Here is a 26179-nt window from a genome sequence, read left to right on the forward strand (position 1 = left end):
GTCAGGGTGATCGCAGCCGTCAGCGTCGTCTTGCCATGGTCAACGTGACCAATCGTGCCGATGTTGCAGTGCGGCTTAGTGCGTTCGAACTTTTCTTTAGCCATTTCAAGCTCCAGCCCTGTTTGGGCTTGTCCTCTAAACTAGGGTTGGGGTTAGGCGTACTTTTTGATCACTTCGTCGGCGACGTGTTGCGGCACCGGGTCGTAGTGGTCGTACTGCATGGTGAACTGAGCGCGGCCCTGCGACATCCCGCGGAGGGTGTTCACGTAACCGAACATGTTCGCCAGCGGGACGAACGCATTCACGACGATCGCGTTGCCGCGAGTGTCCTGGCCCTGGATCATGCCGCGGCGGCCATTGAGGTCGCCGATGACCGAACCCAGGTACTCTTCCGGAGTCACGACCTCGACGGCCATGATCGGTTCGAGCAGCTTCGGAGCGCCCTTCTCGCGCAGTTCCTTGAACGCCGCGCGGGCGGCGATTTCGAAGGCCAGCACGCTGGAGTCGACGTCGTGGTACTTGCCGTCGGTCAGGGTCGCCTTGAAGTCGATCAGCGGGAAGCCGGCCAGCAGGCCGTTGTCCTTCGCCGATTCCAGGCCCTTCTCGACGCCGGGGATGTATTCCTTCGGCACCGCGCCGCCAACGATCGCGCTTTCGAACACGAAGCCCGAACCCGGCTCACCCGGCTCGAAGGTCAGCATGACGCGGGCGAACTGGCCCGTACCGCCGGTCTGCTTCTTGTGGGTGTAGTCGATCTCGGCCTTCTTACCCAGGCTCTCCCGATAGGCCACCTGCGGCGCGCCGATGTTGGCTTCGACCTTGTAGGTGCGCTTCAGGATGTCGATCTTGATGTCCAGGTGCAGTTCGCCCATGCCCTTCAGGATCGTCTGGCCGGACTCGAAGTCCGTCGAGACGGTGAAGGACGGATCTTCCGACGCCAGCTTGGCCAGGGCGACGCCCAGCTTTTCCTGGTCGGCCTTCGACTTCGGCTCGACGGCGATCTCGATAACCGGGGCCGGGAATTCCATGCGCTCCAGGATCACCGGCGACTTGTTCGGGTCGCAGAGGGTGTCCCCGGTGCGGGTTTCCTTCAGGCCGGCCAGGGCGACGATGTCGCCAGCGTAGGCTTCCTTGATGTCCTCGCGATTGTTGGAGTGCATCAGCAGCATGCGGCCGACGCGTTCCTTCTTGTCGCGGGTCGAGTTCATCAGGCTCATGCCAGTCTCGAGCTTGCCCGAGTAGATGCGGCAGAAGGTCAGCGAACCGACGAAGGGGTCGTCCATGATCTTGAACGCCAGAACCGACAGCGGCTCGTCGTCCGAGGCCTTGCGGACCACCGGCTCTTCGGTGCGGAAGTCGATGCCCGGGGTCGGCGGGATGTCGAGCGGCGACGGCAGGTAGTCGACGACCGCGTCGAGCAGCGGCTGGACGCCCTTGTTCTTGAACGCCGAGCCGCAGAGGATCGGGTAGAAGGCGCCGGTCAGAACCGCCTTGCGGATGCACTTCTTGATGGTCTCTTCCGACGGCTCTTCGCCGCCCAGATAGGCTTCCATCGCGTCGTCGTCGAGTTCGACGGCGTTCTCGATCAGGTACTGGCGGGCCTCGACGGCCTTGTCCATCAGGTCGGCGGGGATCTCTTCGTCACGGAAGGACGCGCCCAGACCGTCGTTGTCCCAAACGACCGCCTTCATGCGGACCAGATCGACCAAGCCCTTAAGCGCCGATTCAGCGCCGATCGGGAATTGAATCGGAACGGCCTTCGCGCCCAGGCGGTCACGGATCGACTCGACCGACTTGTCGAAGTCGGCGCCGAGCTTGTCCATCTTGTTGACGAACACGATCCGCGGAACGTTGTACTTGTCGGCCTGACGCCAGACGGTTTCGGTCTGCGGCTCAACGCCGGCGTTGCCGTCCAACACCGTGACGGCGCCGTCGAGCACGCGCAGGGAGCGTTCGACCTCGATGGTGAAGTCCACGTGGCCGGGGGTGTCGATGATGTTCAGGCGCTTGTCGTTCCAGAACGCCGTGGTCGCAGCCGAGGTGATCGTGATGCCACGCTCCTGCTCCTGCTCCATCCAGTCCATGGTCGCGGCGCCGTCGTGGACTTCGCCGATCTTATGCGACTTGCCGGTGTAGTAGAGAATCCGCTCCGTCGTCGTCGTCTTACCGGCGTCGATGTGCGCCATGATGCCGAAGTTGCGGTAGTCTTCGATTTTGTGCGTGCGGGGCATAGCGGAAGCTCTGCTGGAGTGGGGCGTTCGGGAGTAGCTGAACGAACGGCGCGGGCGGTTTAACTCAAACCGCCCGCGCCGGAAAGCGATGGATGCCGGGTCTTACCAGCGGTAGTGCGAGAAGGCGCGGTTGGCTTCGGCCATCTTGTGCGTGTCTTCACGCTTCTTGACGGCGGTGCCCCGGTTCGAGGAGGCGTCCAGCAGCTCACCGGCCAGCTTCTCGGTCATGGTGTTTTCACCACGCTTGCGGGCGGCCGTCACCAGCCAGCGGATGGCCAGCGCCTTGCGGCGGTCCGGACGCACTTCGACCGGCACCTGATAGGTGGCGCCGCCAACCCGGCGGGAGCGGACTTCGATGCCGGGAGCGACATTTTCCAGGGCCGCGTGGAACGTCTCCAGCGGAGTCTGGTCCTTGCGCTTGGCTTCCAGGATATCGAAAGCGCCGTAGAGGATGTTCTCAGCGACAGCTTTTTTGCCTTCGTACATCACGTAGTTCATGAACTTCGTGACGGTGAGGTCTCCGAACTTGGGATCCGGCAGGACTTCACGTTTATCGGCGCGACGACGACGGGACATTCTTCTTATTCCTTACTTCGGACGCTTGGCGCCGTAGAGCGAACGACGCTGCTTGCGGTCCTTGACCCCTTGGGTGTCGAGCACGCCGCGCAGGATGTGATAGCGAACGCCCGGAAGGTCCTTCACCCGGCCGCCGCGGATGAGCACGACGGAGTGCTCCTGCAGGTTATGGCCTTCGCCGGGGATGTAGCACACCGCTTCGATGCCGGTGGTCAGACGCACCTTGGCCACCTTACGAAGCGCGGAGTTCGGCTTCTTCGGGGTCGTCGTATAGACGCGGGTGCAAACGCCGCGGCGTTGGGGGCAGCCCTTCAGGGCCGGCACCTTGTTGCGCGACGGCTTGTCCTGCCGAGGCTTGCGGATGAGCTGGTTGACTGTAGGCATCTAATCTCGCTCTGGAGGCGTGTGCCGTTTGGCCGTGGCGCCTCGATAGGGGTTCTAGTCGTTTCTGGTTTCGAAACCGCCCAATGAACGCAAAAACTCGCCGGCGCGCGATCTCCTGCGTTCCGGCGGGCCTGGCCGACCGTTTCCGGCCAACCGTTCATCGGGGCTGAGGGAATCCCCGGCCTCGAAAGGAGCGCGGTTCATACTCGTGAAGCCCGCAGTCGTCAACGCTTGTGAACGAAAGGGCTTTTCGCGCTCTTCCACAGGCGTTGCGCCACGAATTCGCCGCTGCGGGCGAGCCGAATGGTGACGGTTGAAGCTGAGGAGAGCCAATGGCCGGCGTGCGCCGATCAAGGCTGTACGCGTTGCTGGGCGTCTCGCTGCTCCTGCACGTGGCTGTCCTGGCCGCGCTCGGTCTGCGCGAGCCCAAGCTTGACCTCGCACCTGCCCCGCCAGTCATGGAAGTGCAGGTCGTCCCCTATTACGTGCTTCCCACGCCGCCGGCGCTGGATGCCACGCGCCTGCCTCCGCTGGTCGAGCGCCCCATCCAGCCGCGCCGGACGCTGCGACCGGACGAAACGTCCACGGTGGCGCCGCTTGTGACGCCCCGCGCCCCAGCGCCGCCGGTCGGACCCTGGACCTTGGGGCGCCCCGCGCCTGGCGCTGGCGATCCGTCCGCCGACCTGCGCCAGGCCCTGCGAAGCGGGGCGGCCGGATGCTCCAGCCCTTCCCTGCTGACCCGCGAGGAGCGCGAGGCCTGCCAGGAGAAGCTGGGCGCCGGGGCGAAGGACGCCCCCTTCTTCCAACCGCCGATGGACCCGCGCAAACGCCAGGCCTTCGATGAGGCCGCCGCGAAGAAGGAAGCCTATCAGCGCTACAAGCGCGGCAACGTGCCGCCGGGGATCACCCACGATCCGCGACCTTCCGAAGCGCCGAACCCCTTCCCGGAGGTCTGGGCGCCTCGGATGTAGCGATCGTCAGTCGAAGATGTCGAAGATGTCGAAGCCCTTCTTTTTCTTCTTGTGACGGTAGTAGTCGTCCTCGTCGTAGCGATAGCGCTTGCGGTCGCTGTCGTACGGATGGGATCGCTTCCACGCATCGGGATCGCGATGAAAATTGTCGAGCTCGCGGTCGAACCGTTCGCGCGCCTGGATATCGCCCTGCTGGGTTTCTCGGCCCGCGCCCAGGATCTTCTCCAGTTCGCCGCGGTCGAGCCAGACGCCCCGGCAGCTTGGGCACATATCGAGTTCGACACCCGAGCGGGCGACGTTCTGCATCGAGACGTTGCAGTTGGGGCAGAGCAGCAGCGGCATATGTGTCCTCCTTGATAGCCACACTTAGGAAGCTGCAGCGCCCCCTGCGATGGGGCGGCGACGAAAAACGGCCCGGGATCGCTCCCGGGCCGTTCTAAGGCTAGCAGACTAATGGCGCCGCTTAGTTTTCGACCTTCTCGGCCTCCGCATCGACGGCGATGACCTCCGGCAGCGGCTCCATCGCCTCTTCGCGGCTGGCCGCCAGGGCCTCGTCGCGCTTGGTGGCGATGCGCTGCAGGTTGCGCAGGTACGAACCGGTGCCGGCCGGGATGAGGCGGCCCACGATCACGTTCTCCTTCAGGCCTTCCAGGGTGTCGTTCTTGCCCTGGACGGACGCTTCGGTGAGCACGCGGGTGGTTTCCTGGAACGACGCCGCCGAGATGAAGCTGCGGGTCTGCAGCGACGCCTTGGTGATGCCGAGCAGGACCGGCTGGGTGATCGCCGGACGTCCGCCGCGGGCTTCGGCCTTGGCGTTCTCCTCGTTGATCTCGGTGAGATCGAGGTGGTCGCCCTTGAGCAGGCCGGTGTCGCCCGGCTCGAGGATCTCGGCCTTCTGCAGCATCTGACGGACGATCGTCTCGATGTGCTTGTCGTTGATCGGCACGCCTTGCAGTCGGTAGACGTCCTGGATCTCGTCCACGAGGAACTCGGCCAGGGCTTCGATGCCCAGGATGCGCAGGATGTCGTGCGGATCCGGGTTGCCGTCGATCAGGTACTCGCCTTTGCGGATGACGTCGCCGTCATGGACCGCAATGTGCTTGCCCTTCGGGATCAGGAACTCGACCGGCTCGCCACCATCCTCGGGGGTGATCTTGATCCGGCGCTTGTTCTTGTAGTCCCGACCGAATTCGACGCGGCCGTCCATCTCGGCGATGACCGCGCAGTCCTTCGGACGACGGGCTTCGAAGAGCTCGGCGACGCGCGGCAGACCGCCGGTGATGTCGCGGGTCTTGGCGCTTTCCGTCGAGACGCGGGCCAGGACTTCCCCTGGCTTGATCTCATCGCCGTCGCCGACCGACAGAATGGCCCCGACCGGAAGCAGGTAACGGGCTTCACCGCCGTTCGAGATGCGCTTGTAGGCGCCGTCGGCGTCGAGCACCGCCATGGCCGGCCGCAGATCGCCGCCTTTGGTCGAAGCGCGCCAGTCGATGACCACGCGGTTCGAAATGCCGGTGGCTTCGTCGGCTTCCTCGCGGACCGAGACGTTCTCCACCAGGTCCTCGAAGCGGACGCGACCGCCCACTTCCGAGATGATCGGGTTCGAGTAGGGGTCCCATTCGGCCAGGCGTTGGCCGCGCTTGACCTTGTCGCCGTCCTTGACCTTCAGGCGCGTACCGTACGGCGGCTTGTAGGATTCGCGGTCCTTGCCATCGACCTGGACGATGATCTGCAGATTGCGGCTCATGACCACGAAGTCGCCGTCCGGAGCCTGGACGGTCATGCCGCCCACGATCCGCACCACGCCCTCGTTGCCGGTCTCGAAGAACGACTGCTCTGCGACCTGGGCGGTGCCGCCGATGTGGAAGGTCCGCATGGTCAGCTGGGTGCCCGGCTCGCCGATCGACTGGGCGGCGATGACGCCGACCGCTTCACCGATGTTGACGGGGGTCCCGCGGGCCAGGTCGCGGCCGTAGCAGGCGCCGCAGACGCCGACCTTGGCTTCGCAGGTCAGGACCGAGCGCACCTTCACCGACTGCACGCCTGCGGCCTCGACGATCTCGCACATATTTTCGTCGAGATAGCTGTCGGCCGGCACGATGACTTCGCCGGTGCCCGGGTCCTTAACGTCCTCGGCCGCGAAGCGGCCCAGGATGCGGGTGCCCAGCGAGACCAGTACGTCGCCGCCTTCGACCACGGCGTGCAGGGTAATGCCCCGGGTCGTGCCGCAGTCTTCCTCATTGATGATGCAGTCCTGCGCCACGTCGACGAGACGACGGGTCAGATAGCCGGAGTTGGCGGTCTTCAGCGCGGTGTCCGCCAGGCCCTTACGGGCCCCGTGGGTCGAGTTGAAGTACTCCTGAACGGACAGGCCTTCCTTGAAGTTCGAGATAATCGGCGTCTCGATGATCTCGCCGGACGGCTTGGCCATCAGGCCGCGCATCCCCCCGAGCTGCTTCATCTGGGCCTGCGAGCCGCGGGCGCCCGAGTTGGCCATCATGAAGATCGAGTTGATCTCCTTTTCACGGCCGCTCTCGTCCTTTTCCGCGGTCGAGATCTCCAACATCATCTCGTCGGCGACGCGGTCGGTGGCCTTGGCCCACGCGTCGACGACCTTGTTGTACTTCTCGCCCTTGGTGATCAGGCCATCGGCGTACTGCTGCTCGTACTCCTCGACCAGCTTGCGGGTCTGCTCGACGATCGGCTTCTTCCGCTCGGGGATGATGATGTCATCCTTACCGAAGGAGATGCCGGCCTTGGCCGCTTCCTTGAAGCCCAGCGCCATGATCTGGTCGGCGAAGATGACCGTCGCCTTCTGACCGCAGTGCCGGTAGACGGCGTCGATCAGGTTGCCGATTTCCTTCTTGGTCAGGTTCTTTTCCAGCAGCCGGTGGCCGATGGCCGGGTTCTGCGGGAACAGGGCGGCGATCTTCATCCGGCCCGGCGTCGTGTCGATCACCTTGCGAACCAGCTCGCCTTCCGAATTCATCTCGGTGTGACGGGCTTTGATCTTGGTGTGCAAGGTCACGACCTTGGCGTCGAGCGCGGCGTCGATTTCGCCCAGATCGGCGAACAGCTTGCCCTCGCCTGGCTCCTTGTCCTTGGCCAGCGACAGATAATAGAGGCCGAGCACGATGTCCTGCGACGGCACGATGATCGGGCGGCCGTTGGCGGGCGACAGGATGTTGTTCGTCGACATCATCAGGACGCGCGCTTCCAGCTGGGCCTCGAGGCTCAGCGGGACGTGCACGGCCATCTGGTCGCCGTCGAAGTCGGCGTTGAACGCGGCGCAGACCAGCGGGTGCAACTGGATGGCCTTGCCCTCGATCAGCTTCGGCTCGAACGCCTGGATGCCCAGACGGTGAAGCGTCGGCGCGCGGTTCAGCAGAACCGGGTGCTCGCGGATGACCTCGTCCAGGATGTCCCAGACCGCCGGCTGCTCGCGCTCGACCATGCGCTTGGACTGCTTCACGGTGCCCGACAGGCCCTTGGCGTCCAGGCGCGCATAGATGAACGGCTTGAACAGCTCGAGGGCCATCTTCTTCGGCAGGCCGCACTCGTGCAGCTTCAGTTCCGGACCGACCACGATGACCGAACGGCCCGAGTAGTCGACGCGCTTGCCGAGCAGGTTCTGACGGAAGCGGCCTTGCTTGCCCTTCAGCATGTCGGCGAGCGACTTCAGCGGGCGCTTGTTGGCGCCGGTGATGACGCGGCCGCGGCGGCCGTTGTCGAACAGGGCGTCCACGGCTTCCTGCAACATCCGCTTTTCGTTGCGGATGATGATGTCCGGGGCGCGCAGCTCGATGAGACGCTTCAGGCGGTTGTTCCGGTTGATGACCCGGCGATAGAGGTCGTTCAGGTCGGAGGTCGCGAAGCGGCCGCCGTCCAGCGGCACCAGCGGGCGCAGTTCCGGCGGGATCACCGGCACGACCGACAGGATCATCCACTCGGCCTTGTTGCCGCTCTCGATGAAGCTCTCGATGAGCTTCAGACGCTTGGACGTCTTCTTGAGCTTCATTTCCGAGGTGATGGTGAGGAGTTCCTCACGCAGGCGGTCGGCTTCCTTCGGCAGGTCGATCGCCTTGAGCAGGCCCTGGACCGCCTCGGCGCCGATCTCGGCGGTGAAGCTATCGTCGCCGTACTCTTCCTGGGCGCGCATGTAGTCGTCTTCCGACAGCAGCTGGTGCTGCTTCAGAGGCGTCAGGCCCGGCTCGGTGACGATGTAGTACTCGAAGTACAGGACGCGCTCGATGTCCTTCAGAGCCATGTCCAGCATCATCGAGATGCGGCTCGGCAGCGACTTCAGGAACCAGATGTGGGCGACCGGCGAGGCCAGCTCAATGTGGCCCATCCGCTCGCGGCGAACGCGCGCGAGGGTGACCTCGACGCCGCACTTCTCACAGATGATGCCCTTGTATTTCATGCGCTTGTACTTGCCGCACAGGCATTCGTAGTCCTTGGTCGGACCAAAGATACGGGCGCAGAACAGGCCATCGCGTTCCGGCTTGAAGGTCCGGTAGTTGATGGTCTCGGGCTTCTTGATCTCGCCGAACGACCACGAGCGGATCTTTTCCGGCGAGGCCAGGGCGATACGGATGCGGTCGAAGGTCGGAGCGGCCTGGACCGGATTGAAGATATTCAGGACTTCCTGGTTCATCGATTTTCCAGTTCGTCAGTATTTCCAGAGGCGATGGGGAGAAGCTGACGGCCCCTCCCCTCGCACATGCGGCGAAGTCGAAGCCCGGCCCTAGCCGTTCTCCAGCTCCACGTTCAGGCCCAGCGAGCGCATTTCCTTCACGAGAACGTTGAAGCTCTCGGGGATGCCGGCTTCGAAGGTGTCGTCGCCGCGGACGATGGACTCGTAGACCTTGGTCCGGCCGGCCACGTCGTCGGACTTCACCGTCAGCATCTCCTGCAGGGTGTAGGCCGCGCCGTAGGCTTCCAGCGCCCACACTTCCATTTCCCCGAAGCGCTGACCGCCGAACTGCGCCTTACCGCCCAACGGCTGCTGGGTGACGAGCGAGTACGGGCCGATCGAACGAGCGTGGATCTTGTCGTCGACCAGGTGGTGCAGCTTCAGCATGTAGATGTAGCCGACCGTGACCGGACGCTTGAACTGCTCGCCGGTCTGGCCGTCGTACAGGATCGACTGCCCCGAACGCGCCAGGCCCGCCGACTCGAGAAGGTTCTCGATGTCGTCGATGTGCGCGCCGTCAAAGACCGGAGTCGCGAACGGCACCCCCTTGCTGAGGTTCTTAGCCAGTTCGATCAGTTCCTCTTCCGTATCCGGAAGCTCCTGATCGGCGCCGTAGGTCTGACGCAGGTGATCGATCAGCGCCTGCTTCTGACCGCCGTTCTGCCAGGCTTCCAGCAGGTCGGCGATCTGCTTGCCGAGGCCCGCAGCCGCCCAACCCAGGTGGGTTTCGAAGATCTGACCGACGTTCATCCGCGACGGCACGCCCAGCGGATTGAGCACGATATCCACGTGCTGGCCGCTTTCCAGGTAGGGCATGTCCTCGATCGGCAGAATCTTGGAGATGACCCCCTTGTTGCCGTGACGGCCGGCCATCTTGTCGCCCGGCTGAAGCTTGCGTTTCACGGCCACGAAGACCTTGACCATCTTCATCACGCCCGGAGGCAGTTCGTCGCCGCGCTGCAGCTTGTCGACCTTGTCCTCGAAGCGACGGTCGAGGCGCTTGCGGGCCTCGTCGAACTGGCGGCGCATGGCTTCCAGCTCGCCCATCGCTTTCTCGTCGTCCATGGCGATCTGCCACCACAGACCCGGCGCGATCTCTTCCAGCTTGTCGGCGGTGATCTCGCCGCGGCCCAGGCCCTTCGGACCCGAAACGGCGGTCTTGCCGATCAGCAGCTCGCGCAGACGAACGGTCATGTTGCGGTTCAGGATCGCGAACTCGTCGTCGCGGTCCTTGCCCAGCCGGTCGATCTCGGCGCGCTCGATGGCCATCGCGCGCTCGTCCTTGTCCACACCGTGACGGTTGAAGACGCGGACTTCCACGATCGTGCCGGCCACGCCCGGCGGCAGACGCAGCGACGTGTCGCGCACGTCGGAGGCCTTTTCACCGAAGATGGCGCGCAGCAGCTTTTCTTCCGGCGTCATCGGGCTTTCGCCCTTCGGCGTGACCTTGCCGACCAGGATGTCGCCCGGCTGGACTTCGGCGCCGATCGCCACGATGCCCGCTTCGTCGAGGTTGCGCAGGGCTTCCTCGCCGACGTTCGGGATGTCGCGGGTGATCTCTTCCGGGCCCAGCTTGGTGTCGCGGGCCATCACCTCGAACTCCTCGAGGTGGATCGAGGTGAAGATGTCGTCGCGCACGATGCGCTCGGAGATCAGGATCGAGTCCTCGAAGTTGTAGCCGTTCCACGGCATGAACGCGACGAGGGTGTTGCGGCCCAGGGCCAGTTCGCCCAGCTCGGTCGACGGGCCGTCGGCGATGACGTCGCCGCTGGCCACCTTGTCGCCCACGCGCACCAGCGGACGCTGGTTGATGCAGGTCGAGGTGTTCGAGCGCTGGAACTTCTGGAGACGGTAGATGTCGACGCCGGCCTTGGTCGGGTCGGTCTCTTCCGTGGCGCGGATGACGATCCGGGTGCCGTCGATCTGCTCGACCACGCCGGTCCGGCGGGCGACCACGACAGCGCCGGAGTCGACGGCCACGACCGCTTCCATGCCGGTGCCGACCAGAGGCGCATCCGACTGGATGAGCGGCACGGCCTGCTTCTGCATGTTCGAGCCCATGAGGGCGCGGTTGGCGTCGTCGTTCTCAAGGAACGGGATGAGCGAGGCGGCGACCGAGACGACCTGCTTGGGCGACACGTCCATCAGGTCGACGGTGTCCTTCGGCAGCAGCGAAGGTTCGCCGTTGATCCGGCCGGGGACCAGGTCCTCGACGATCTCGCCGCCGTCCAGCTTGATGTTGGCCTGAGCGATGACGTGCTTGGCCTCTTCCATCGCCGACATGTAGACGACCTCGTCGGTCGTCTTGCCGTCCTTGATCCGCCGGTACGGGCTTTCGATGAAGCCGTACTTGTTGACCACCGCGTGCGTGGCCAGCGAGTTGATCAGGCCAATGTTCGGGCCTTCCGGCGTTTCGATCGGGCAAATCCGGCCGTAGTGGGTCGGGTGCACGTCGCGGACTTCGAAACCGGCGCGCTCGCGGGTCAGACCGCCCGGACCAAGCGCCGACAAGCGGCGCTTGTGGGTGATTTCCGACAGCGGGTTGGTCTGGTCCATGAACTGCGACAGCTGCGAGGACCCGAAAAACTCGCGGACCGCGGCGGCCGCCGGCTTCGCGTTGATCAGGTCGTGCGGCATGACCGTGTCGATGTCGACCGAGCTCATGCGCTCCTTGATAGCCCGCTCCATGCGCAGCAGACCGACGCGGTACTGGTTTTCCAGCAACTCGCCGACCGAGCGCACCCGGCGGTTGCCCAGGTTGTCGATGTCGTCGATTTCACCCTTGCCGTCACGCAGGCCGACCAGGGTCTGCAGCACCGCCAGGACGTCTTCCTTGCGCAGGATGCGGACGTCGTCGGGGCAGTCCAGCTCAAGACGCATGTTCATCTTCACGCGGCCGACCGAGCTGAGGTCGTAGCGCTCGCCGTCGAAGAACAGCGACTTGAACATAGCTTCGGCCGCTTCCACCGTCGGCGGCTCGCCCGGACGCATGACACGATAGATGTCGAACAGCGCGTCTTCACGGCTGTTGTTCTTGTCAACGCGCAGGGTGTTGCGGATGTAGGCCCCGACCGTGGCCTCGTCGACGTCCAGGATATCGAGCTTGTCGAAGCCTTGTTCTTCAAGCGCGGCCAGAAGCGCCGCGTCCAGTTCGTCGCCGGCTTCGGCGTAGATCTCGCCGGTTTCGAAGTTGACCAGGTCGCCGGCCAGGTAGCGGCCATAGAGCGCCTCGGGAGCCAGCAGCAGGGTCTTCAGGCCCGCGTCGGCGAATTTCTTGGCGTTACGGGCAGAGATTTTCTGGCCGGCCGGAGCCACTTCTTCGCCGGTGTCGGCGTCAATCAGCGCGTAGTCCGGCTTGGCGCCGCGCCAACGCTCGGCCTTGTAAGGCGCGGCCCAGCCGGAGCCACGCTTCTCGTAGGTGACGGTGTCGTAGAACGTCGAGAGGATTTCCTCGCCGTCCATACCCAGGCCCATGAGGAAGGTCGTGGCCGGAAGCTTACGGCGACGGTCGATACGGACGTAGACGATGTCCTTGGCGTCGAACTCGAAGTCGAGCCACGAGCCGCGGTACGGGATCACCCGAGCGGCGAACAGCAGCTTCCCCGACGCGTGGGTCTTGCCCTTGTCGTGGTCGAAGAACACGCCCGGCGAACGGTGCATCTGCGAGACGATAACCCGCTGCGTCCCGTTGACGATAAAGGTGCCCTTCTCGGTCATGAGCGGAATGTCGCCCATGTAGACGTCCTGCTCCTTGATGTCCTTCACGGAGCGGGCGCCGGTCTCTTCGTCGGTTTCGAACACGATCAGGCGCAGCTTGACCTTCAGCGGCGCGGCGAAGGTCATGTCGCGCTGGACGCATTCCTCGACATCGTACTTCGGCTCTTCGAACTCATAGGACACATATTCGAGCACCGCGCGCTCGTTGAAGTCCTTGATCGGGAACACCGACTTGAACACCGCCTCGACGCCCTCGTCGCGGCGGTCGGCCGGGCGCACTTCGCGCTGCAGGAACTGTTCGTAGGAGGAGCGCTGAACCTCGATCAGGTTCGGCATCTGCACGGCTTCGGGGATGCGGCCGAATGACTTACGGATCCGCTTCTTTCCAGTGAAGGATTGCGCCATTTTGTTCCCTTGAGCGACGCCCGGAACGGTTTCCGTGCGCCAGGTCGTGTTGTCCTGCGTCCACCCTCGAACGCCCTTGCGGGCGCCGGACGCTGGAAGCCCCTGTTTCGCCAGGGGCGCTCCCTCGCATGGCCGGAGGGCGGCGGGCCATGCCTCGGAGCGTGCGCGCTTGAAAAGTCGCCTGAGCGACGAATCCTAAATTTCGCGAAGAGAGCCAGATAGGCGTTTTATGCGGCGAAGGGAACCCCCTTTCCACATGAAAATGGAACGGCGTGGGCAATCGACTCCACGCCGCTCCATCTTGGTCGGACCCGGGCGTCTCCCGGGGACATCCTTGGATCTCTCGTTAGCTGCCGGACGTCAACCGGCGAACTGACCGGCAGGTTCCCGATCCACAGAAAACGTCGCCTGCGGAGCGCATTGCGCCAACCGCCGCCGCACGAACTGGCAGCAGCAGTCACAACGAGCGCCAACACTTTGATTTTCTTGCTCATTGGCCGAATCTGCCGAAAGCTTGGCGGCAGCTCTGCGCGGGATGGCGCGTTTAAGACTGCAAGGAGGGCGACAGATGGCCGTGAGCGCCGACTTCGAACGCCAACTCGCCGGATACGGCCTCACCACGGCCGAGATCCTCTACCGATTGCCCGACCACCCCGCCCTGCTCCAGACCTATCTCTGGCAGGAGTATGATCTCTATCCGCAGTTCCCGAACCTCCACCGGTTCCTGGATTTCTGGAGCCACCAACTGGATGGCATGCTGCACACCATCACCGTGGCCCACCGCGAGTTGATCCGCCCCGCGCAGTTCCGCATCGCGCAGGAGGCCTGCAAGCTGCACTAAGGGTCAACGAAAACGGCCCCGGAGATCGCTCCCCGGGGCCGCTCGAAAGACGCAGAAACTGCGCGCCGCCTTTCCCAAGAGAAAGGCGCCAGGAAGAAACTAGCGCGCGACGATCGCCAGAACGGATATTCAGCCCCGGCTGTCGCGCTCCAGCTTACTTCACTTGGACGGTGGCGCCGGCTTCTTCGAGCTTCTTCTTCACTTCTTCAGCGACTTGCTTCGAGACGTTCTCGACGACGTTCTGCGGAGCGCCTTCGACCAGGTCCTTGGCTTCCTTCAGGCCGAGGTCCGGACGGACGCCGCGGACTTCCTTGATCACGTTGATCTTCTTGTCGCCGCCGGCGGTCAGAACAACGGTGAACTCGGTTTGCTCTTCGGCGGCTTCGGCCGGAGCGGCGGCGCCACCGCCAACGGCGGCGACGGCGACCGGAGCAGCGGCCGAAACGCCCCACTTTTCTTCCAGCAGCTTCGAGAGTTCAGCGGCTTCCAGAACGGTCAGGGTCGACAGTTCTTCGACGATCTTTTCAAGCTTCGACATAGTTTAGGTCCTTACGGATGTAGAGGTTGTGTTCGGGAATGACGATCAGGCGGCGTCTTTGGCGGCATAAGCGCCCATGACGCGAGCCAGCTGACCGGCCGGAGCCTGCAGAACGCCGGCGACCTTGGTGGCCGGGGCTTGCAGAAGGCCGATGATCTTGCCGCGGAGCTGGTCCAGCGACGGCAGGGTCGCAAGGGCGGCGACGCCCTTCTGGTCCAGGACCTCGGTTCCCATGAAACCGCCGACGATGGAGAACTTGTCATTCCCCTTGGCGAATTCAGAGGTGACCTTGGCGGCGGTGACGGGGTCCGACGCATAGGCGATGGCGACCGGGCCGGTGAACAGGGCGTCGCCCGCTTCACCGATCGAGCCGTCCAGGGCCTTTTGAGCCAGGGTGTTCTTCACCACCTTCAGCGCCGCGCCTTCCTTGCGGAGGCGAAGGCGAAGATCAGTCATTTCCGCAACGGTCAGACCCAGGTTGTGGGTCACGACCACGGCGCCGGCGTCGGCGAAGACGCCCTTAAGCGTCTCGATCGACTCCTGCTTTTGAGCGCGGTCCATTGCGGTCTCCATACTCAGATAGATCGCCGGACGATTCCGACGACCACAGCAGACGACCCATGCGAAGGCGAACCCGCGCGCGGATCGTTTAGGCCTGTCCTTTTCCGGAGAAGTCGCAGGTCACGCGCCCATCGCTGCCGATGGCCGGCGAAACCTCATCTTCCCGTCTCCCCATGGCCGTGGAAGGGCTCTTCCACACGTTACGGTCCCAGGCGGCCCCTGGTTCCCCACAGTTCTTGGACAGGATGGAAGGGCGAACCCTTCCGTCCACGCCGCCCCTTACGAGACGACGAAACTCTAGAAGGCGCGGCTCTTACACCGATCGTCGCCGGTTGACAACCTTGAGGCCTAGCGGGGCCGTGTGGCGATCACGGCGGTCGTCAGCATCACCGCATAGGCCCACAGCACGAAGGCTCCGAACAGCGGCGCGTGATCGGCCGGGAAGTTCGGCAGCACGTGGTTGAAGAACACCGTCACTCCTGCGTCCAGCACCATCTGCGGCGCGACGAACGAGGCCAGCGCCGCCATCCGATGCCGCTGCTCGATCTTGCGCAGGAACAGCAGGGTCGCGATCACCAGGCCCGAGCCGGAGACCAATCCGGTGATCAGCAGCGTCCAGGCCGGTCGGTCGACCCAGGCGCTGGGCAGCAGCCGCAGGATCAGCGTCGACACCGCCCAGACGAACGTGCCGCGAGCCGCGAACCAGGCGTAGAGATGCAGCGCGCCTTTGCTCTGCGCCTCCGCCACATCTTCGGTCGCCAGTCCCGCCAACTCGCCCCGGTCCATAATAGCCGCCGTCAGTTGTACAGCGGCGAGAAGCTGAAGACCCAAGGGGTGTTCGTGTCCACCCCGACTTTCACCGCCTTGAGCTCCGGCGCGCCGTAAACCTGCAGTCGGGTGATGTTGGCGTAGCGCGGCGGCTTGACCTCGCCCTGGCTGACCATGAACGGCCGGTCGACGATAAAGTCGTGAAAGTCGCCATTTATGACCAGAACAGGCTTTCCGAACCGCTCCGACAGGTCCCGGATCGCCAATGCCACGAAATAGAACGCGCCCTCGTTCCCGCCGCGCAACTGCTTGCCGGAGAACTCGTCACCGTGGCCATCGAGGAACATTGAGGCCTGCAGCGCGATGACCACGGCCTTGGCGTCCTTGGCCTTAGCTTCGGCGAAGGTCGCCTTGAGCCATTCCACATTGGCGCGGTTACGGGCGACGGCCTCAGTAGCCCTCGCCTCGCTCTGGATCATGAAGCCGTTGCCCGACCCCGGCACGCTGATCGTCGCAAACACGACCCCGCCCTTCTCCCAGCGCGTATTCTCCAGCGTGTCCTTGAAGGTTGAGACATCGGGCTGACGCACCAGCGGCATGGTCCTGCCGCCGACGCTCTGCGGCTTGGCGAAGAACACCTTGCGAATCAGGCCCAGGCTGCCGATCGGATCGTCGAAACCGGCCATGTTCATGCCGGCGTCCAGGCCGCGCAGCGGCATCAACAGCCCGAGATCGGCCGGCGTCGCCTTGCCCGAGACGTAGCGGGAATAGGCTTCCAGCACGTCGGCCTTGCGACAGTCGGCCCATTCGTTGTCACCGGGCGTGTAGACCACCGGGTGATCGTATTTGGCGAACCAGTCCAGGATCGAGCGGTGCTGCGCCTCGGTGCAGGGCAGCGCGCCCCAGGTGTCGCCGACGTGGATCGTGAACGCCGGCTTGGCCTTGTTGATACGGCCGATCAGCGCCTCATAGACCGGATAGTCGACGCTGGGGTTGTAGGCGGTGTCCCCCAGCGCCACGAACTCAAAGGTCTCCGCCTGCGCAGCCGGCGCCGCGAGCGCAAAGGCCGCCGCCAGTCCCGCCATCCAACGACGCACAGCCATGCCGCCTTCCCCTTTTCGTGTTTAGGTGGAGCTTAGCCCGACCGTCGGCGAAGGGAAGGCTTCAGCCGGTCCACTGCGCCGGGCGCTTCTCCATCCAGGCCTTGACGCCCTCCTTGTAGTCGGGAGCCTTGATCATCGTCTCCAGCAGCCGCTCGGCCTCGCCCACCGCCGCGGCGGCGTCGCGGTGCAGGTCGCGGTAGATCTGCCGCTTGGTCTCGCGCGCCGAGCCCGGCGCGACGTTCGCCGCCATGGCGCGGGCATAGTCGAGCACCGCTGGCATCAACGCCTCAGCCTCGGTCAGCCGGTTGAGGAAGCCCATGGCCGACGCCTCGTCGGAGGTGAACGTCCGGCTCGAAAGCAGGATGTCGTTGGCGTGGGTCAGGCCGACGATCCGCGGCAGCACCCAGGAGAGGCCGAACTCGGCCGGAAAGTTGAAGCGTCCGTGCGCGGCGGTGAACTTAGCGCCCTTCACGGCGAACCGCAGGTCGGCGAAGGCGGCCAGCACCAGCCCGACGCCGGCCGCCGCGCCGTTGATCGCCGCGATGATCGGCTTGCTGACCCCGAAGTGATAGGCGAACGCCGCATCGAAATTGGGATCGACGCCGAAGCCCGGCCGAGCGATGTCGTCGCTCGTGCCGGGGTCGTAGCGGCCCTTCTCCGAATGACCTTCCAGCGCCCCGAGGTCGGCGCCGGCGCAGAACGCCTGGCCCTCCGGATCGCCGGTGACCACGATCACGCGAACGGCCCTGTCGGCGTCAGCCCGCTCCAGCAGCCAGCGGTACTCGGTGTGCATCCGCCCGGTCCAGGCGTTGCGTCGTTTGGGGCGGCTGAGGGTGACGACGGCCACGCCGCCCTCGACGATCTCGTAGCGCGTCGTCTTCAGCTCCATGGAGGTCCTCCCAAACCTCGCCCCGGCCTGCGGACGTCGCCGCCTAGGCCGCTTCGAACACCGCCGCGATGCCCTGGCCGCCGCCGATGCACATGGTCTCCAGACCATAACGGCCGCCGCGGCGCTTCAACTCGTGCAGCAGGTTGGCGAGGATTCGCCCGCCAGTGGCCCCGATCGGGTGCCCCAGCGAGATGCCCGAGCCGTTGACGTTCAACCGGTCGCGGTCATCCCAGCCCCAGCCCTTGAGCACCGCCAGAACCTGCGGCGCGAACGCCTCGTTCAGTTCGACGAGATCGATGTCATCCCAGCCCATGCCGGTGCGCGCGAACAGCCGCTCGACCGCCGGCACCGGTCCGATCCCCATACGCGAGGGCTCGCAGCCGGCGGCGGCCCAGCCGACGAACCAGCCCATCGGCTCCAGGCCGAGTTCGGCCAGCTTGTCCTCGGCGACGACCAGGCAGGCGGCAGCCGCGTCGTTCTGCTGGCTGGCGTTGCCGGCCGTGACCACCCCGCCCTTCTCAAGCGGCTTCAGCGCGCTCAGGCTCTCGGCCGTCGCATCGCCGCGCACGCCCTCGTCCTTGGCGAACAGCACCGGATCGCCCTTCTTCTGCTTGACCGGCACGGGCACCAGTTCGGCGTCGAACTTGCCGGCGGCCCAAGCCGCGGCGGCGCGCTGATGGCTCATGGCCGCGTACGCATCGCATTCTTCCCGGCTGATCTGATAGTCGCGGGCCAGGTTCTCGGCCGTCTCGATCATGCCGCTGATCACGCCGAAGCGCTCAATCGGCTGGCTCATCACGCGGCCGCGCGCCAGGCGGTCGTGCATGGTCACCGAGCCGGCCCGCGCCCCGCCGCGCATGTCGGTGCTGTAGTACTCGACATTGCTCATGCTCTCGACGCCGCCGGCCACGACCACGTCGGCCGCGCCGGTCTGGACCATCATCGCCGCATCGACCACGGCCTGCAGGCCCGAACCGCAGCGCCGATCGAGCTGATAGCCCGGCACAGTGATCGGCAAGCCGGCGGCCAGGGCCGACCAGCGGGCGATGCAGGGGGCTTCGCCGTTAGCGTAACCCTGGGCGAAGATCACGTCGTCGATCTTCTCGGGATTGATCCCGCTGCGTTCGACCAGCGCCTTGAGGATGACCGCGCCAAGGTCTCCGGCGGTGACGCTGGACAGACTGCCCAGGAACTTGCCGACCGGCGTGCGGACGGGGGAGACGATGGCGGCGCGTTTCATGGGCGTTTCCTCGAACGACGTATGCTTCGTCAGTGGCGAGGGACGCCGCCGCGGTCAAGCACGACCGGGCCACGAAAAAGGGAGCGGCCTTGCGACCGCTCCCCTTCGAAGTTCTGCCGATGCGGCGGTCGCTTAGGCGCCGACCGAACCGGTGTCCACCTTGAAGCCCGGGCCCATCGTCGACGACAAGCTGATCTTCTTGATGTAGGTGCCCTTGGCGCCCGACGGCTTGGCCTTGTTCAGCGCGTCCACCAGAGCACGGACGTTCACCAGCAGGGCTTCGTCCGAGAACGAGGCCTTGCCGATGCCGGCGTGGATGATGCCGGTCTTCTCGGTGCGGAACTCGATGGCGCCGCCCTTGGCGTCCTTCACGGCCTGGCCGACGTTCGGGGTCACGGTGCCGACGCGCGGGTTCGGCATCAGGCCGCGCGGGCCGAGCACCTTACCCAAACGGCCGACGAGGGCCATCATGTCCGGCGTCGCGATGACGCGGTCGAATTCCATGAAGCCGCCTTGGATGCGCTCCACCAGCTCTTCGGCGCCGACGATGTCGGCCCCGGCGGCGGTGGCTTCAGCAGCCTTGGCGTCCTTGGCGATCACGGCGACGCGAACGTCGCGGCCGGTGCCCGAGGGCAGGTTCACCACGCCGCGGACCTGTTGGTCGGCGTGACGCGGGTCGACGCCCAGGTTGACGGCGATTTCGATCGACTCGTCGAACTTGGCCTTGGCGTTGGCCTTGACCAGCGAGACGGCGGCTTCGACAGCGTGGGTGGCGTTACGGTCGCCGGTCCAGGCCTGAATGCGCTTGGGTTGCTTAGCCATGTGCTTAGGCCTCCACGATTTCGAGGCCCATCGAGCGCGCTGAGCCCTCGATGATCTTGGCGGCGGCTTCAACGTCGTTGGCGTTGAGGTCCTTCATCTTCTTCTCGGCGATTTCACGCAGCTGGGTGCGCGAGATCTTGCCGGCGTTCTCACGGCCCGGAGCCTTCGAACCCGACTTCAGGTTCAGCGCCTGCTTGATGAAATGGGTCGCCGGCGGAGTCTTGGTGACGAAGGTGAAGGACTTGTCCTGATAGACCGTGATGACGGTCGGCAGGGGCGTACCCTTCGGTTCCTTCTCGGTGCGGGCGTTGAACTCCTTGCAGAAGCCCATGATGTTGACGCCGCGCTGACCCAGCGCCGGGCCGATCGGGGGCGACGGGGTGGCGGAGCCCGCGGGCACCTGCAGCTTGATATAGCCCAGAATCTTCTTGGCCATTGTTTCTCCTCGTGACCGGAAACCGGTCGGTTGAGCCGTGGTGCGGGGTTAGGTGGCCCTCCCCTCCCACGGATTTGACGCGCTCGCGCGCAGTCCAGACGGTGAGTCACCGACCGGAAGGGCGCGCTCATAGCAGGAGCCGCGGCCCGCCGCAACGGTTTGGCGCGGAATGAAAAAGGGCGGCGCCCACAAGCGCCGCCCTGGATTCTTGACCGCGATCGGCCGGCCGTTATCCGCCGAGCTTCTCGACCTGGCCGTATTCGAGTTCGACCGGCGTGGCGCGTCCGAAGATCGACACGGTGACGCGCAGGCGCGCGCGCTCCTCGTCGACATGCTCGACCGAGCCGTTGAAGCTCGCGAACGGACCGTCGGTGACGCGAACCTGTTCGCCGATCTCGAAGGAGATGGTCGGCTTTGGCCGTTCCACGCCCTCTTCGATCGCGCCGATGATGCGGGCGACTTCCTTTTCCGACACCGGCATGGGCTTCGAGCCCGAGCCGAGGAAGCCGGTCACCTTCGGGGTGTTCTTGATCAGGTGGTAGGCCTCGTCCGTCAGCTCCATCTTCACCAGCACGTAGCCGGGGAAGAACTTGCGTTCGGCGTTGACCTTGCGGCCGCGGCGGATCTCTACGACGTCCTCGGTCGGAACCAGGATGTCGGAGAAGTTTTCTTCCAGACCCTGGCTCTTGGCCTGTTCGCGGATCGACTCGGCCACCTTCTTCTCGAAGTTCGAGTAGGCGTGGACGATGTACCACTTGTGGCGCGGGTTCGGGGCGATCGGAGCTTCGGCGTTCATATCTGTCTTCAAGCCCCGTTCGCGAGTTTGAGCACGAGGTTCATGCTCGCGCCCAGTCCAAGGTCGACCACCGCCAGGAACGCACAGGCCAGCACCACCATGATCCCGACCATCACCGAGGTGATCCAGGTCTCCTTGCGGGTGGTCCAGGTGATCTTGCGGGCCTCGGCTCGCACTTCACGAGCGAACTGAGCCGGGCTGGTGCGCTTCTTCTTGGCCGGGGCGTCCTGCGCCAAGGCCGAGGCAGGGGCGATCGCCGCAGCCGTTTTGCTGGCGCGGTTCTTCATCGCTTGCGGGGACGAGCCCGGTTTCCTGGCCACTTACGACTCTCTTCAGTTGGGCGGCGGACGTTCCGCGCCCGGCATACTCATATAGCGAATGGCAGGAGTGGAGGGACTCGAACCCACGACTTTCGGTTTTGGAGACCGACGCTCTACCAGCTGAGCTACACTCCTACACGGCCTGCCCTGGCCGTTGCAGCCTGCCCTTACTCCGCTTTCGTCTGAGCGCAAACCGTTCAAACGCTGGGTTGGCGAACCGTGATCTGAGCACCGTTCGTCCCGCCCCGGGCGGTGTAAAATGACAAACTCCAACGATGTCGGGTAGGACGGAGGCGTATGACGCAAACCGGTTCCCATTTCAAGCCTCTTCGACGCCTGCCGGTAGCGACGCCAAGTTCCCGCGGCTTGGACCGGGACGGCCCGGGATCGTACGACCGCCTCCGGCGTTCTTCAGCGGACGAAGGAGCCCACATGTCCCCGCAAGGCCAAAATCCCGACGACGCCGCGCGAAACCGCGACGAAGACCTCAAGCCCGGGAGCCCGCCGCGGCCGGCGACCGAGCCCGAGGGCGCCGAAGGCTCGGCGCGCAACGCCAAGACGTTGACCGATCCTGCGACCGGCCAGCCTCTGCCCGGCGCGCCGAAGCCCAACTAGGAAGCCGGCGCCCCGGCGCACTCCAGCCCGAGATACTCGACCTCGACGTCCGACAGCTTGATGCCGCACGCCCCGACCTCGCCGGCGGCGTGACCGGTCACGGATATGCCGACCTTCTTGGACAGATCGACAGCCGGGCTGGCGGCGGCCAGGTCGTAGGATTTTCCGCCGGACTTGATCGTTACGCATCCGGGCGTCGGCCCGGCGACCGCACACCCGACCGCGGTGACCCGCTCGCCCTGCGGCGCAGCCGAGGCTTCAGCCTGACCGCTTCCCTGCCCGCTGCAGGCCCCGCAGAGGACCATCGCCAGGCCTATCGCTGAAAAACTCGCAACGGTTACGCGCATGCTGTTTCCATCCCTCCCGCACACGACACGTCCTTTTCGGACAAGCTTGACTTTGCGCCTGGGATATTCATGCGGCAATTCAAGAATTTGACGGATGCGTCAAATCTGGAATCAGCAGCTAAGTCTTTGATTCAGCGAGCGCCGCCATCCAGTTCAAAGCTGCGCTCGATGCCGCCGATCCGGTCCTCGACCAGATTCATCCGCTTCAGCGCCAGATGCGCCGCCCACAAGCCGGCCCGCCCGACGCGCGGCGTGCGGCGCATGTTCGCCACCGGCAGGTTCCAGCGCCGCATCAGGCCGCTGGCGTAGTGAGCCCCATTGGTGAAGCGCGTGTCCCAGGTCTGGTAATCGACCGAAAGCGAGACATTGAACACGCCTAGGTTCTCGATCCTGTGCGGCGCGTGCAGCGGCCAGGTCACCGCCATGCCGGGATCGAGGTCGAACACCTTGGCGCCCACGTCCCACTCGCGGCGATACGGCAGGTCCTCGGTCGCCTGCTTGAGCATGATGTCCTCCATGCCCTGCTGGGGCATGTGAAACTCGTCGTTTGGATAGATCCAGATGCGCTTGCGGCCGCGGATGTGGAACAGGCAGACGCCCGGCGCATCCGCATGGAACGGCACCTTGGCGTTTGGCGCCGACATGATCAGTTGGCCGGTCAGTTGCACCGGCCGGAACGCCGGCGCTTCTCGCGAGATATCGGCGAACACTGCGCGGATCGCCTCGCCCAGCTCTCGATAATGGGTCTCGACACCGCGCAGCTGCAGCCAAACGCGGCCTTCCTTGACCCCCTCCAGCACTTCGCTCCCCGGCAGCCGTCCGCGTGCGCCCGTCTGCATGCGCATCTGCCCGTCGGCGTCGAACTCGAACAGGTTGATGTCGAACAACTCTGCGGGATAGCGATCGAGCACCTTCGCCAGACGATCGTCGTCGAAAAGGCCGGTCTCGGCCAGCCTGTGCTCGAAGGTCATCGGAATACGGGCGAAGTCGGCCTTCTGCCGGTCGCTCCATGCGCCGACCAGCGGCATGTCGATGCTCATTGCACTGTCCCTCTACTCGGTCAGCAGGCTGACGAGGCTTGCCCCGATACCGAGCCCGACGCCCACGCCGATGGAGGCGCCCGGCCGGCGCGCGGCGATGGCGGTCAGGCTGCGCGAGGCGGCCCCGACCCGCCCGTTCAATTCCGGCTCGCAAGCGGTGATGCGGTCCCAGCGCCGGTCGACGCGCTGTCCGGCCGCGCTCAGCGCCCGGCGCAGCCCCGGCGCTCCGGCCAGCGCGAAGTCGGCGGTCCGCCGCGCAGCCTCGACGACCCCGCCGTGCGTGACGTCGCCCTCGAAGACGTGGGCGGCGGGATCGGCGAAATCCCGCTTGTAAGTCTCTCCAGCCGGGCCGAAGTCGACCAGCGTCACGCCGAGGTCGGCCAGAGCGCGAACCGATTCCAAGGTCGCTAGCGATCCAGGCGAATATTTAGCGAATTCAGGATTATAGACCGGAAACCACAGATGATAGGCATCGCCTGAGAGCAGGCCGGCCTCGGCCGCCACCAGGCGACCGCCGGCGCGCAGCGTCGCAAAGCGCATTCCGAAGTCGGCGTCAGGACACTCCATGAGCCGGCGCAGGAAGCGCTGCACCCACGCGCTCCCGAAGATGTCGTGCTGAGCGGTGCGCTGCATTTGCCGCCGTTTCAGGCCGAGGATGAAGTCTATCGCCTCGCCGGGCTCACGCGAGAATTCGAACACCAGCGGCCCGTGATCCTCCGCCAGACGCCTGGCGCGGCGACGCTTGTCTTTGAGGAAGTCCTTGGTCCGCCGCGCCAGATACCCGTCAAATCCTCGGGACAGGTCGGCGACCATGGCGATCCGCGCATCGGCCTTTTTCAGGCCCTGACCGCCGGCCAGACCGCTGAACCGGAAACGGCGCGCGCCGAGCGCGGCGACGACCGCGCCGAGATCGATCCGGCCGCCGGGACGTGTCAGCACCCCATGATAGTCGGTCAGTGGCGCGGCGAGCGGCTGGATCAGGCGCCCGCGCCGCTGGAATGGCAGAAATCCATCCACCCGCCCGCTGCGCGATATCACCGCGATCTCGGCTCCCGGCGCGACGTCGCCGGCCGCGAGAGCGTAGCGGAAGTCGAAATACGGACTGCGGAAGACGGGATCCGCGGCGCGGAACTGGCTCCACAGGGCGCGGTGACCCGCGTCCAGCTGCGCAGACCTCAGCGTATCGATCGCCAATCGCGCGCTCATCGCCGCCCCACGCCCCTTAGGTTGAAAACCCTAAACCCAGAGCGGTAAACAACGCGTTCCGCCCCAGCCGGGCCGGGGCGCGATGTCTGCGCGGCCTAGCGGACCTGGCCTTCGAGCTCGAAGCTGCGCTCGATCATCTCGACGCGGTCCTGGAGCAGGTGCATCTTGCGCAGCGGCCGAATTCAGACTTCCGCTGGTCGTTCCAGGCCTCGACGAGCGCCTCGGGGTTAGTCATGCACACTATCCTTCTTGGTCGGCCAGACCGTCGGGTGCGCGCTACCCTCTCCCCAGTTCCTAGGTGCGCCCTGCCGCCGCTCGACCACGGCCGAATGACGGTTGGGAGCGGCGCCGGCGTTGTGGTCGGGCCGCGATTGATACAGCGGAACGCTTGCGATCTGGCCGCCGCGCTGGATCGTCGCGATCCCCGTCTGTCGCCCGGTCGCGCCAGAGCCAAATGGCCGGCGACACTGAAACACGGAAACTCGGAACTCCTAGAAGCCGCGCAGGACAGGCGCTCGATGACGCCCAAAGGCCCAGGCTCCCGGACAGCCACATATCCATCGCGAGCTGTGCGCTCATCTTGTCTGCCCCACCGCTTCGCACGCTCGGACTGTCGAAACGTGGCGGCAAGCGGTAAACAACGCATTCTATGCTGACGCTTCACTGTGGCGTCTAATCAAGGACGCTTTCGGTGGCGAAATTCAAGAGTTAAGGAGCGCCGATGACAAAGCTTTGGATGGCGGTCGCGACGGCCGCCGCGCTGCTCGGCGCGCAGGCCCAGGCCCAGCCTCAACCACAGGACCAGCGTTGGGGCGGAGGATGGGGGCCCGGCGGCAGCTGGACGCCGGCCGGCAGCTATCAGCAGACCTGCCGGGACATCCGCGTCAACGGCGACACGCTGACCGCTAGCTGTCCCGACAATCGCAACCGCTGGAACTACAGCACCGTGCGCTATCGCGAATGCCAGGGCGACATCGGCAATAACAACGGGCGTCTGATGTGTTCATGGAGCGGCGGCGGCTGGGGCCAGCTCCCGTCGGGCAGCTACCAGCAGACCTGCCGCGATGCGCGCGTCAGCGGCTCCACCCTGACCGCCAGTTGCCGCGATGACCGTGGCCGGTGGAATTACAGCACCCTCGATTTCCGGAACTGCCGGAGCGACATCGGCAACGCCAACGGGCGCCTTGTGTGCGGCTGGAACGGCGGCGGCGGCGGCCCGCCCTGGGGCGGCGGCGCCCACAGCAGCACGCTGATGCTCTTCTCTGCCCCGGACTTCGGCGGCCAGGCCTACCAGGCGACCCGCGAGGTCACCAACCTGCCCCGCCAGTTCAATGACAAGGCCATGAGCCTGCGCATCGAAGGCCGCGGCTCCTGGCAGATCTGCAGCGACAGCGACTTCCGCGGGCGCTGCCATATTATCGATCGCGACGTGAGCGACCTGCGCCAGTACGGCCTGGGCGAAGCCGTCACCTCTATGCGTCCGGTCAGCGGCGGCCGCCCGTACTGAAGCCAAACGGGATCTGCGAAAGATCAGAGCCGCCAGGAAACATCCTGGCGGCCTTTTTCTGGCCGCTCGCCCTGCAAATCGAAAAGGCCGCCGAGGTTTCCCTCGGCGGCCTGATCTTCAGTCTGTCGACTGTGGCTAGATCGCTTACTCGACGATCTTGGCCACGACGC

The 26179-nt window shown here is 65.3% G+C and carries 24 protein-coding genes and 1 tRNA gene; 4 read left to right on the forward strand and 21 right to left on the reverse strand.

The features are described 5' to 3' along the window. The 4 genes from GGQ61_RS21475 to rpsL form a co-directional block, all read right to left on the reverse strand. On the reverse strand, nucleotides 1-104 hold a 104-nt coding region (locus tag GGQ61_RS21475; protein ID WP_183777025.1), incomplete at its 3' end, for a GTP-binding protein. 48 nt (nucleotides 105-152) lie between these two features. Next, nucleotides 153-2231 carry an elongation factor G gene (fusA, locus tag GGQ61_RS21480; protein ID WP_183777110.1) on the reverse strand — a complete coding sequence of 693 codons (2079 nt, stop codon included), beginning with the start codon at nucleotides 2229-2231 and terminating at the stop codon, nucleotides 153-155. Nucleotides 2232-2333: 102 nt separating this feature from the next. Further along, a complete protein-coding gene (rpsG, locus tag GGQ61_RS21485; protein ID WP_056018024.1) occupies nucleotides 2334-2807 on the reverse strand; it encodes a 30S ribosomal protein S7 in 474 nt (157 codons plus the stop codon). Between the two features lie 12 nt (nucleotides 2808-2819). Then, a complete protein-coding gene (rpsL, locus tag GGQ61_RS21490) occupies nucleotides 2820-3191 on the reverse strand; it encodes a 30S ribosomal protein S12 (RefSeq protein WP_056018026.1) in 372 nt (123 codons plus the stop codon). A gap of 332 nt (nucleotides 3192-3523) precedes the next feature. Here rpsL and GGQ61_RS21495 point away from each other — a divergent pair, with 332 nt between their 5' ends. Then, nucleotides 3524-4162 carry a hypothetical protein gene (locus GGQ61_RS21495; RefSeq protein WP_183777111.1) on the forward strand — a complete coding sequence of 213 codons (639 nt, stop codon included), beginning with the start codon at nucleotides 3524-3526 and terminating at the stop codon, nucleotides 4160-4162. A gap of 6 nt (nucleotides 4163-4168) precedes the next feature. Here the strand turns inward: GGQ61_RS21495 and GGQ61_RS21500 are convergent, their stop codons facing one another. From GGQ61_RS21500 to rpoB, 3 genes are all read right to left on the reverse strand, one after another. Beyond that, a complete protein-coding gene (locus GGQ61_RS21500; RefSeq protein ID WP_183777112.1) occupies nucleotides 4169-4504 on the reverse strand; it encodes a TFIIB-type zinc ribbon-containing protein in 336 nt (111 codons plus the stop codon). A gap of 121 nt (nucleotides 4505-4625) precedes the next feature. Further along, a complete protein-coding gene (rpoC, locus tag GGQ61_RS21505; RefSeq protein WP_183777113.1) occupies nucleotides 4626-8819 on the reverse strand; it encodes a DNA-directed RNA polymerase subunit beta' in 4194 nt (1397 codons plus the stop codon). A gap of 90 nt (nucleotides 8820-8909) precedes the next feature. Then, nucleotides 8910-12980, reverse strand: a complete 4071-nt coding sequence (gene rpoB, locus GGQ61_RS21510) for a DNA-directed RNA polymerase subunit beta (protein ID WP_183777114.1) — start codon at nucleotides 12978-12980, stop codon at nucleotides 8910-8912. Between the two features lie 568 nt (nucleotides 12981-13548). On the opposite strand from rpoB, the gene GGQ61_RS21515 reads away from it, so the two are divergent. After that, nucleotides 13549-13821 (forward strand): usg protein, encoded by a 273-nt coding sequence (locus tag GGQ61_RS21515; RefSeq protein WP_183777115.1) that lies wholly within the window; start codon nucleotides 13549-13551, stop codon nucleotides 13819-13821. Between the two features lie 154 nt (nucleotides 13822-13975). Here the strand turns inward: GGQ61_RS21515 and rplL are convergent, their stop codons facing one another. From rplL to GGQ61_RS21570, 11 genes are all read right to left on the reverse strand, one after another. After that, on the reverse strand, nucleotides 13976-14359 hold the full coding sequence (gene rplL / locus GGQ61_RS21520) for a 50S ribosomal protein L7/L12 (protein ID WP_183777116.1): 384 nt from the start codon (nucleotides 14357-14359) through the stop codon (nucleotides 13976-13978). Nucleotides 14360-14404: 45 nt separating this feature from the next. Further along, the gene (gene rplJ / locus GGQ61_RS21525; protein WP_183777117.1) at nucleotides 14405-14920 is read right to left on the reverse strand and encodes a 50S ribosomal protein L10; all 516 of its coding nucleotides are present in this window, start codon (nucleotides 14918-14920) and stop codon (nucleotides 14405-14407) included. A 348-nt stretch (nucleotides 14921-15268) separates the two neighbouring features. Continuing rightward, entirely contained in the window at nucleotides 15269-15706 is a 438-nt protein-coding gene (locus GGQ61_RS21530; RefSeq protein WP_183777118.1) for a DUF5367 family protein, read from the reverse strand. Between the two features lie 11 nt (nucleotides 15707-15717). Continuing rightward, nucleotides 15718-16791 (reverse strand): hypothetical protein, encoded by a 1074-nt coding sequence (locus tag GGQ61_RS21535; RefSeq protein WP_183777119.1) that lies wholly within the window; start codon nucleotides 16789-16791, stop codon nucleotides 15718-15720. A 61-nt stretch (nucleotides 16792-16852) separates the two neighbouring features. Then, nucleotides 16853-17680 carry an enoyl-CoA hydratase-related protein gene (locus GGQ61_RS21540; protein ID WP_183777120.1) on the reverse strand — a complete coding sequence of 276 codons (828 nt, stop codon included), beginning with the start codon at nucleotides 17678-17680 and terminating at the stop codon, nucleotides 16853-16855. Between the two features lie 43 nt (nucleotides 17681-17723). After that, the gene (locus GGQ61_RS21545; RefSeq protein WP_183777121.1) at nucleotides 17724-18920 is read right to left on the reverse strand and encodes an acetyl-CoA C-acetyltransferase; all 1197 of its coding nucleotides are present in this window, start codon (nucleotides 18918-18920) and stop codon (nucleotides 17724-17726) included. Between the two features lie 132 nt (nucleotides 18921-19052). Next, the gene (gene rplA, locus GGQ61_RS21550) at nucleotides 19053-19742 is read right to left on the reverse strand and encodes a 50S ribosomal protein L1 (protein ID WP_183777122.1); all 690 of its coding nucleotides are present in this window, start codon (nucleotides 19740-19742) and stop codon (nucleotides 19053-19055) included. A 4-nt stretch (nucleotides 19743-19746) separates the two neighbouring features. After that, complete coding sequence (gene rplK / locus GGQ61_RS21555) at nucleotides 19747-20178, reverse strand: 50S ribosomal protein L11 (RefSeq protein WP_183777123.1); 432 nt, start codon at nucleotides 20176-20178, stop codon at nucleotides 19747-19749. 229 nt (nucleotides 20179-20407) lie between these two features. Then, complete coding sequence (gene nusG, locus GGQ61_RS21560; protein WP_183777124.1) at nucleotides 20408-20974, reverse strand: transcription termination/antitermination protein NusG; 567 nt, start codon at nucleotides 20972-20974, stop codon at nucleotides 20408-20410. Nucleotides 20975-20982: 8 nt separating this feature from the next. After that, the gene (gene secE / locus GGQ61_RS21565) at nucleotides 20983-21294 is read right to left on the reverse strand and encodes a preprotein translocase subunit SecE (RefSeq protein WP_183777125.1); all 312 of its coding nucleotides are present in this window, start codon (nucleotides 21292-21294) and stop codon (nucleotides 20983-20985) included. 59 nt (nucleotides 21295-21353) lie between these two features. Next, nucleotides 21354-21429: transfer RNA gene (locus GGQ61_RS21570), tRNA-Trp, on the reverse strand. Between the two features lie 297 nt (nucleotides 21430-21726). Here GGQ61_RS21570 and GGQ61_RS21575 point away from each other — a divergent pair. Next, complete coding sequence (locus tag GGQ61_RS21575; protein WP_183777126.1) at nucleotides 21727-21909, forward strand: hypothetical protein; 183 nt, start codon at nucleotides 21727-21729, stop codon at nucleotides 21907-21909. Here GGQ61_RS21575 and GGQ61_RS21580 read toward each other — a convergent pair. The 3 genes from GGQ61_RS21580 to GGQ61_RS21590 form a co-directional block, all read right to left on the reverse strand. Next, the gene (locus GGQ61_RS21580; RefSeq protein ID WP_183777127.1) at nucleotides 21906-22256 is read right to left on the reverse strand and encodes a hypothetical protein; all 351 of its coding nucleotides are present in this window, start codon (nucleotides 22254-22256) and stop codon (nucleotides 21906-21908) included. The two genes, GGQ61_RS21575 and GGQ61_RS21580, sit on opposite strands and share 4 nt — an antisense overlap. Nucleotides 22257-22387: 131 nt before the next feature. Further along, complete coding sequence (locus tag GGQ61_RS21585; protein WP_183777128.1) at nucleotides 22388-23296, reverse strand: transcriptional regulator; 909 nt, start codon at nucleotides 23294-23296, stop codon at nucleotides 22388-22390. A gap of 12 nt (nucleotides 23297-23308) precedes the next feature. Next, complete coding sequence (locus tag GGQ61_RS21590) at nucleotides 23309-24490, reverse strand: GNAT family N-acetyltransferase (protein WP_246371163.1); 1182 nt, start codon at nucleotides 24488-24490, stop codon at nucleotides 23309-23311. 733 nt (nucleotides 24491-25223) lie between these two features. Here GGQ61_RS21590 and GGQ61_RS21595 point away from each other — a divergent pair. Further along, on the forward strand, nucleotides 25224-26009 hold the full coding sequence (locus tag GGQ61_RS21595) for a CVNH domain-containing protein (protein ID WP_183777130.1): 786 nt from the start codon (nucleotides 25224-25226) through the stop codon (nucleotides 26007-26009). The last annotated feature ends 170 nt before the right edge of the window (nucleotides 26010-26179 follow it).

It is taken from the genome of Phenylobacterium haematophilum (assembly GCF_014196295.1).
In the GTDB taxonomy this organism is placed as follows: domain Bacteria; phylum Pseudomonadota; class Alphaproteobacteria; order Caulobacterales; family Caulobacteraceae; genus Phenylobacterium; species Phenylobacterium haematophilum.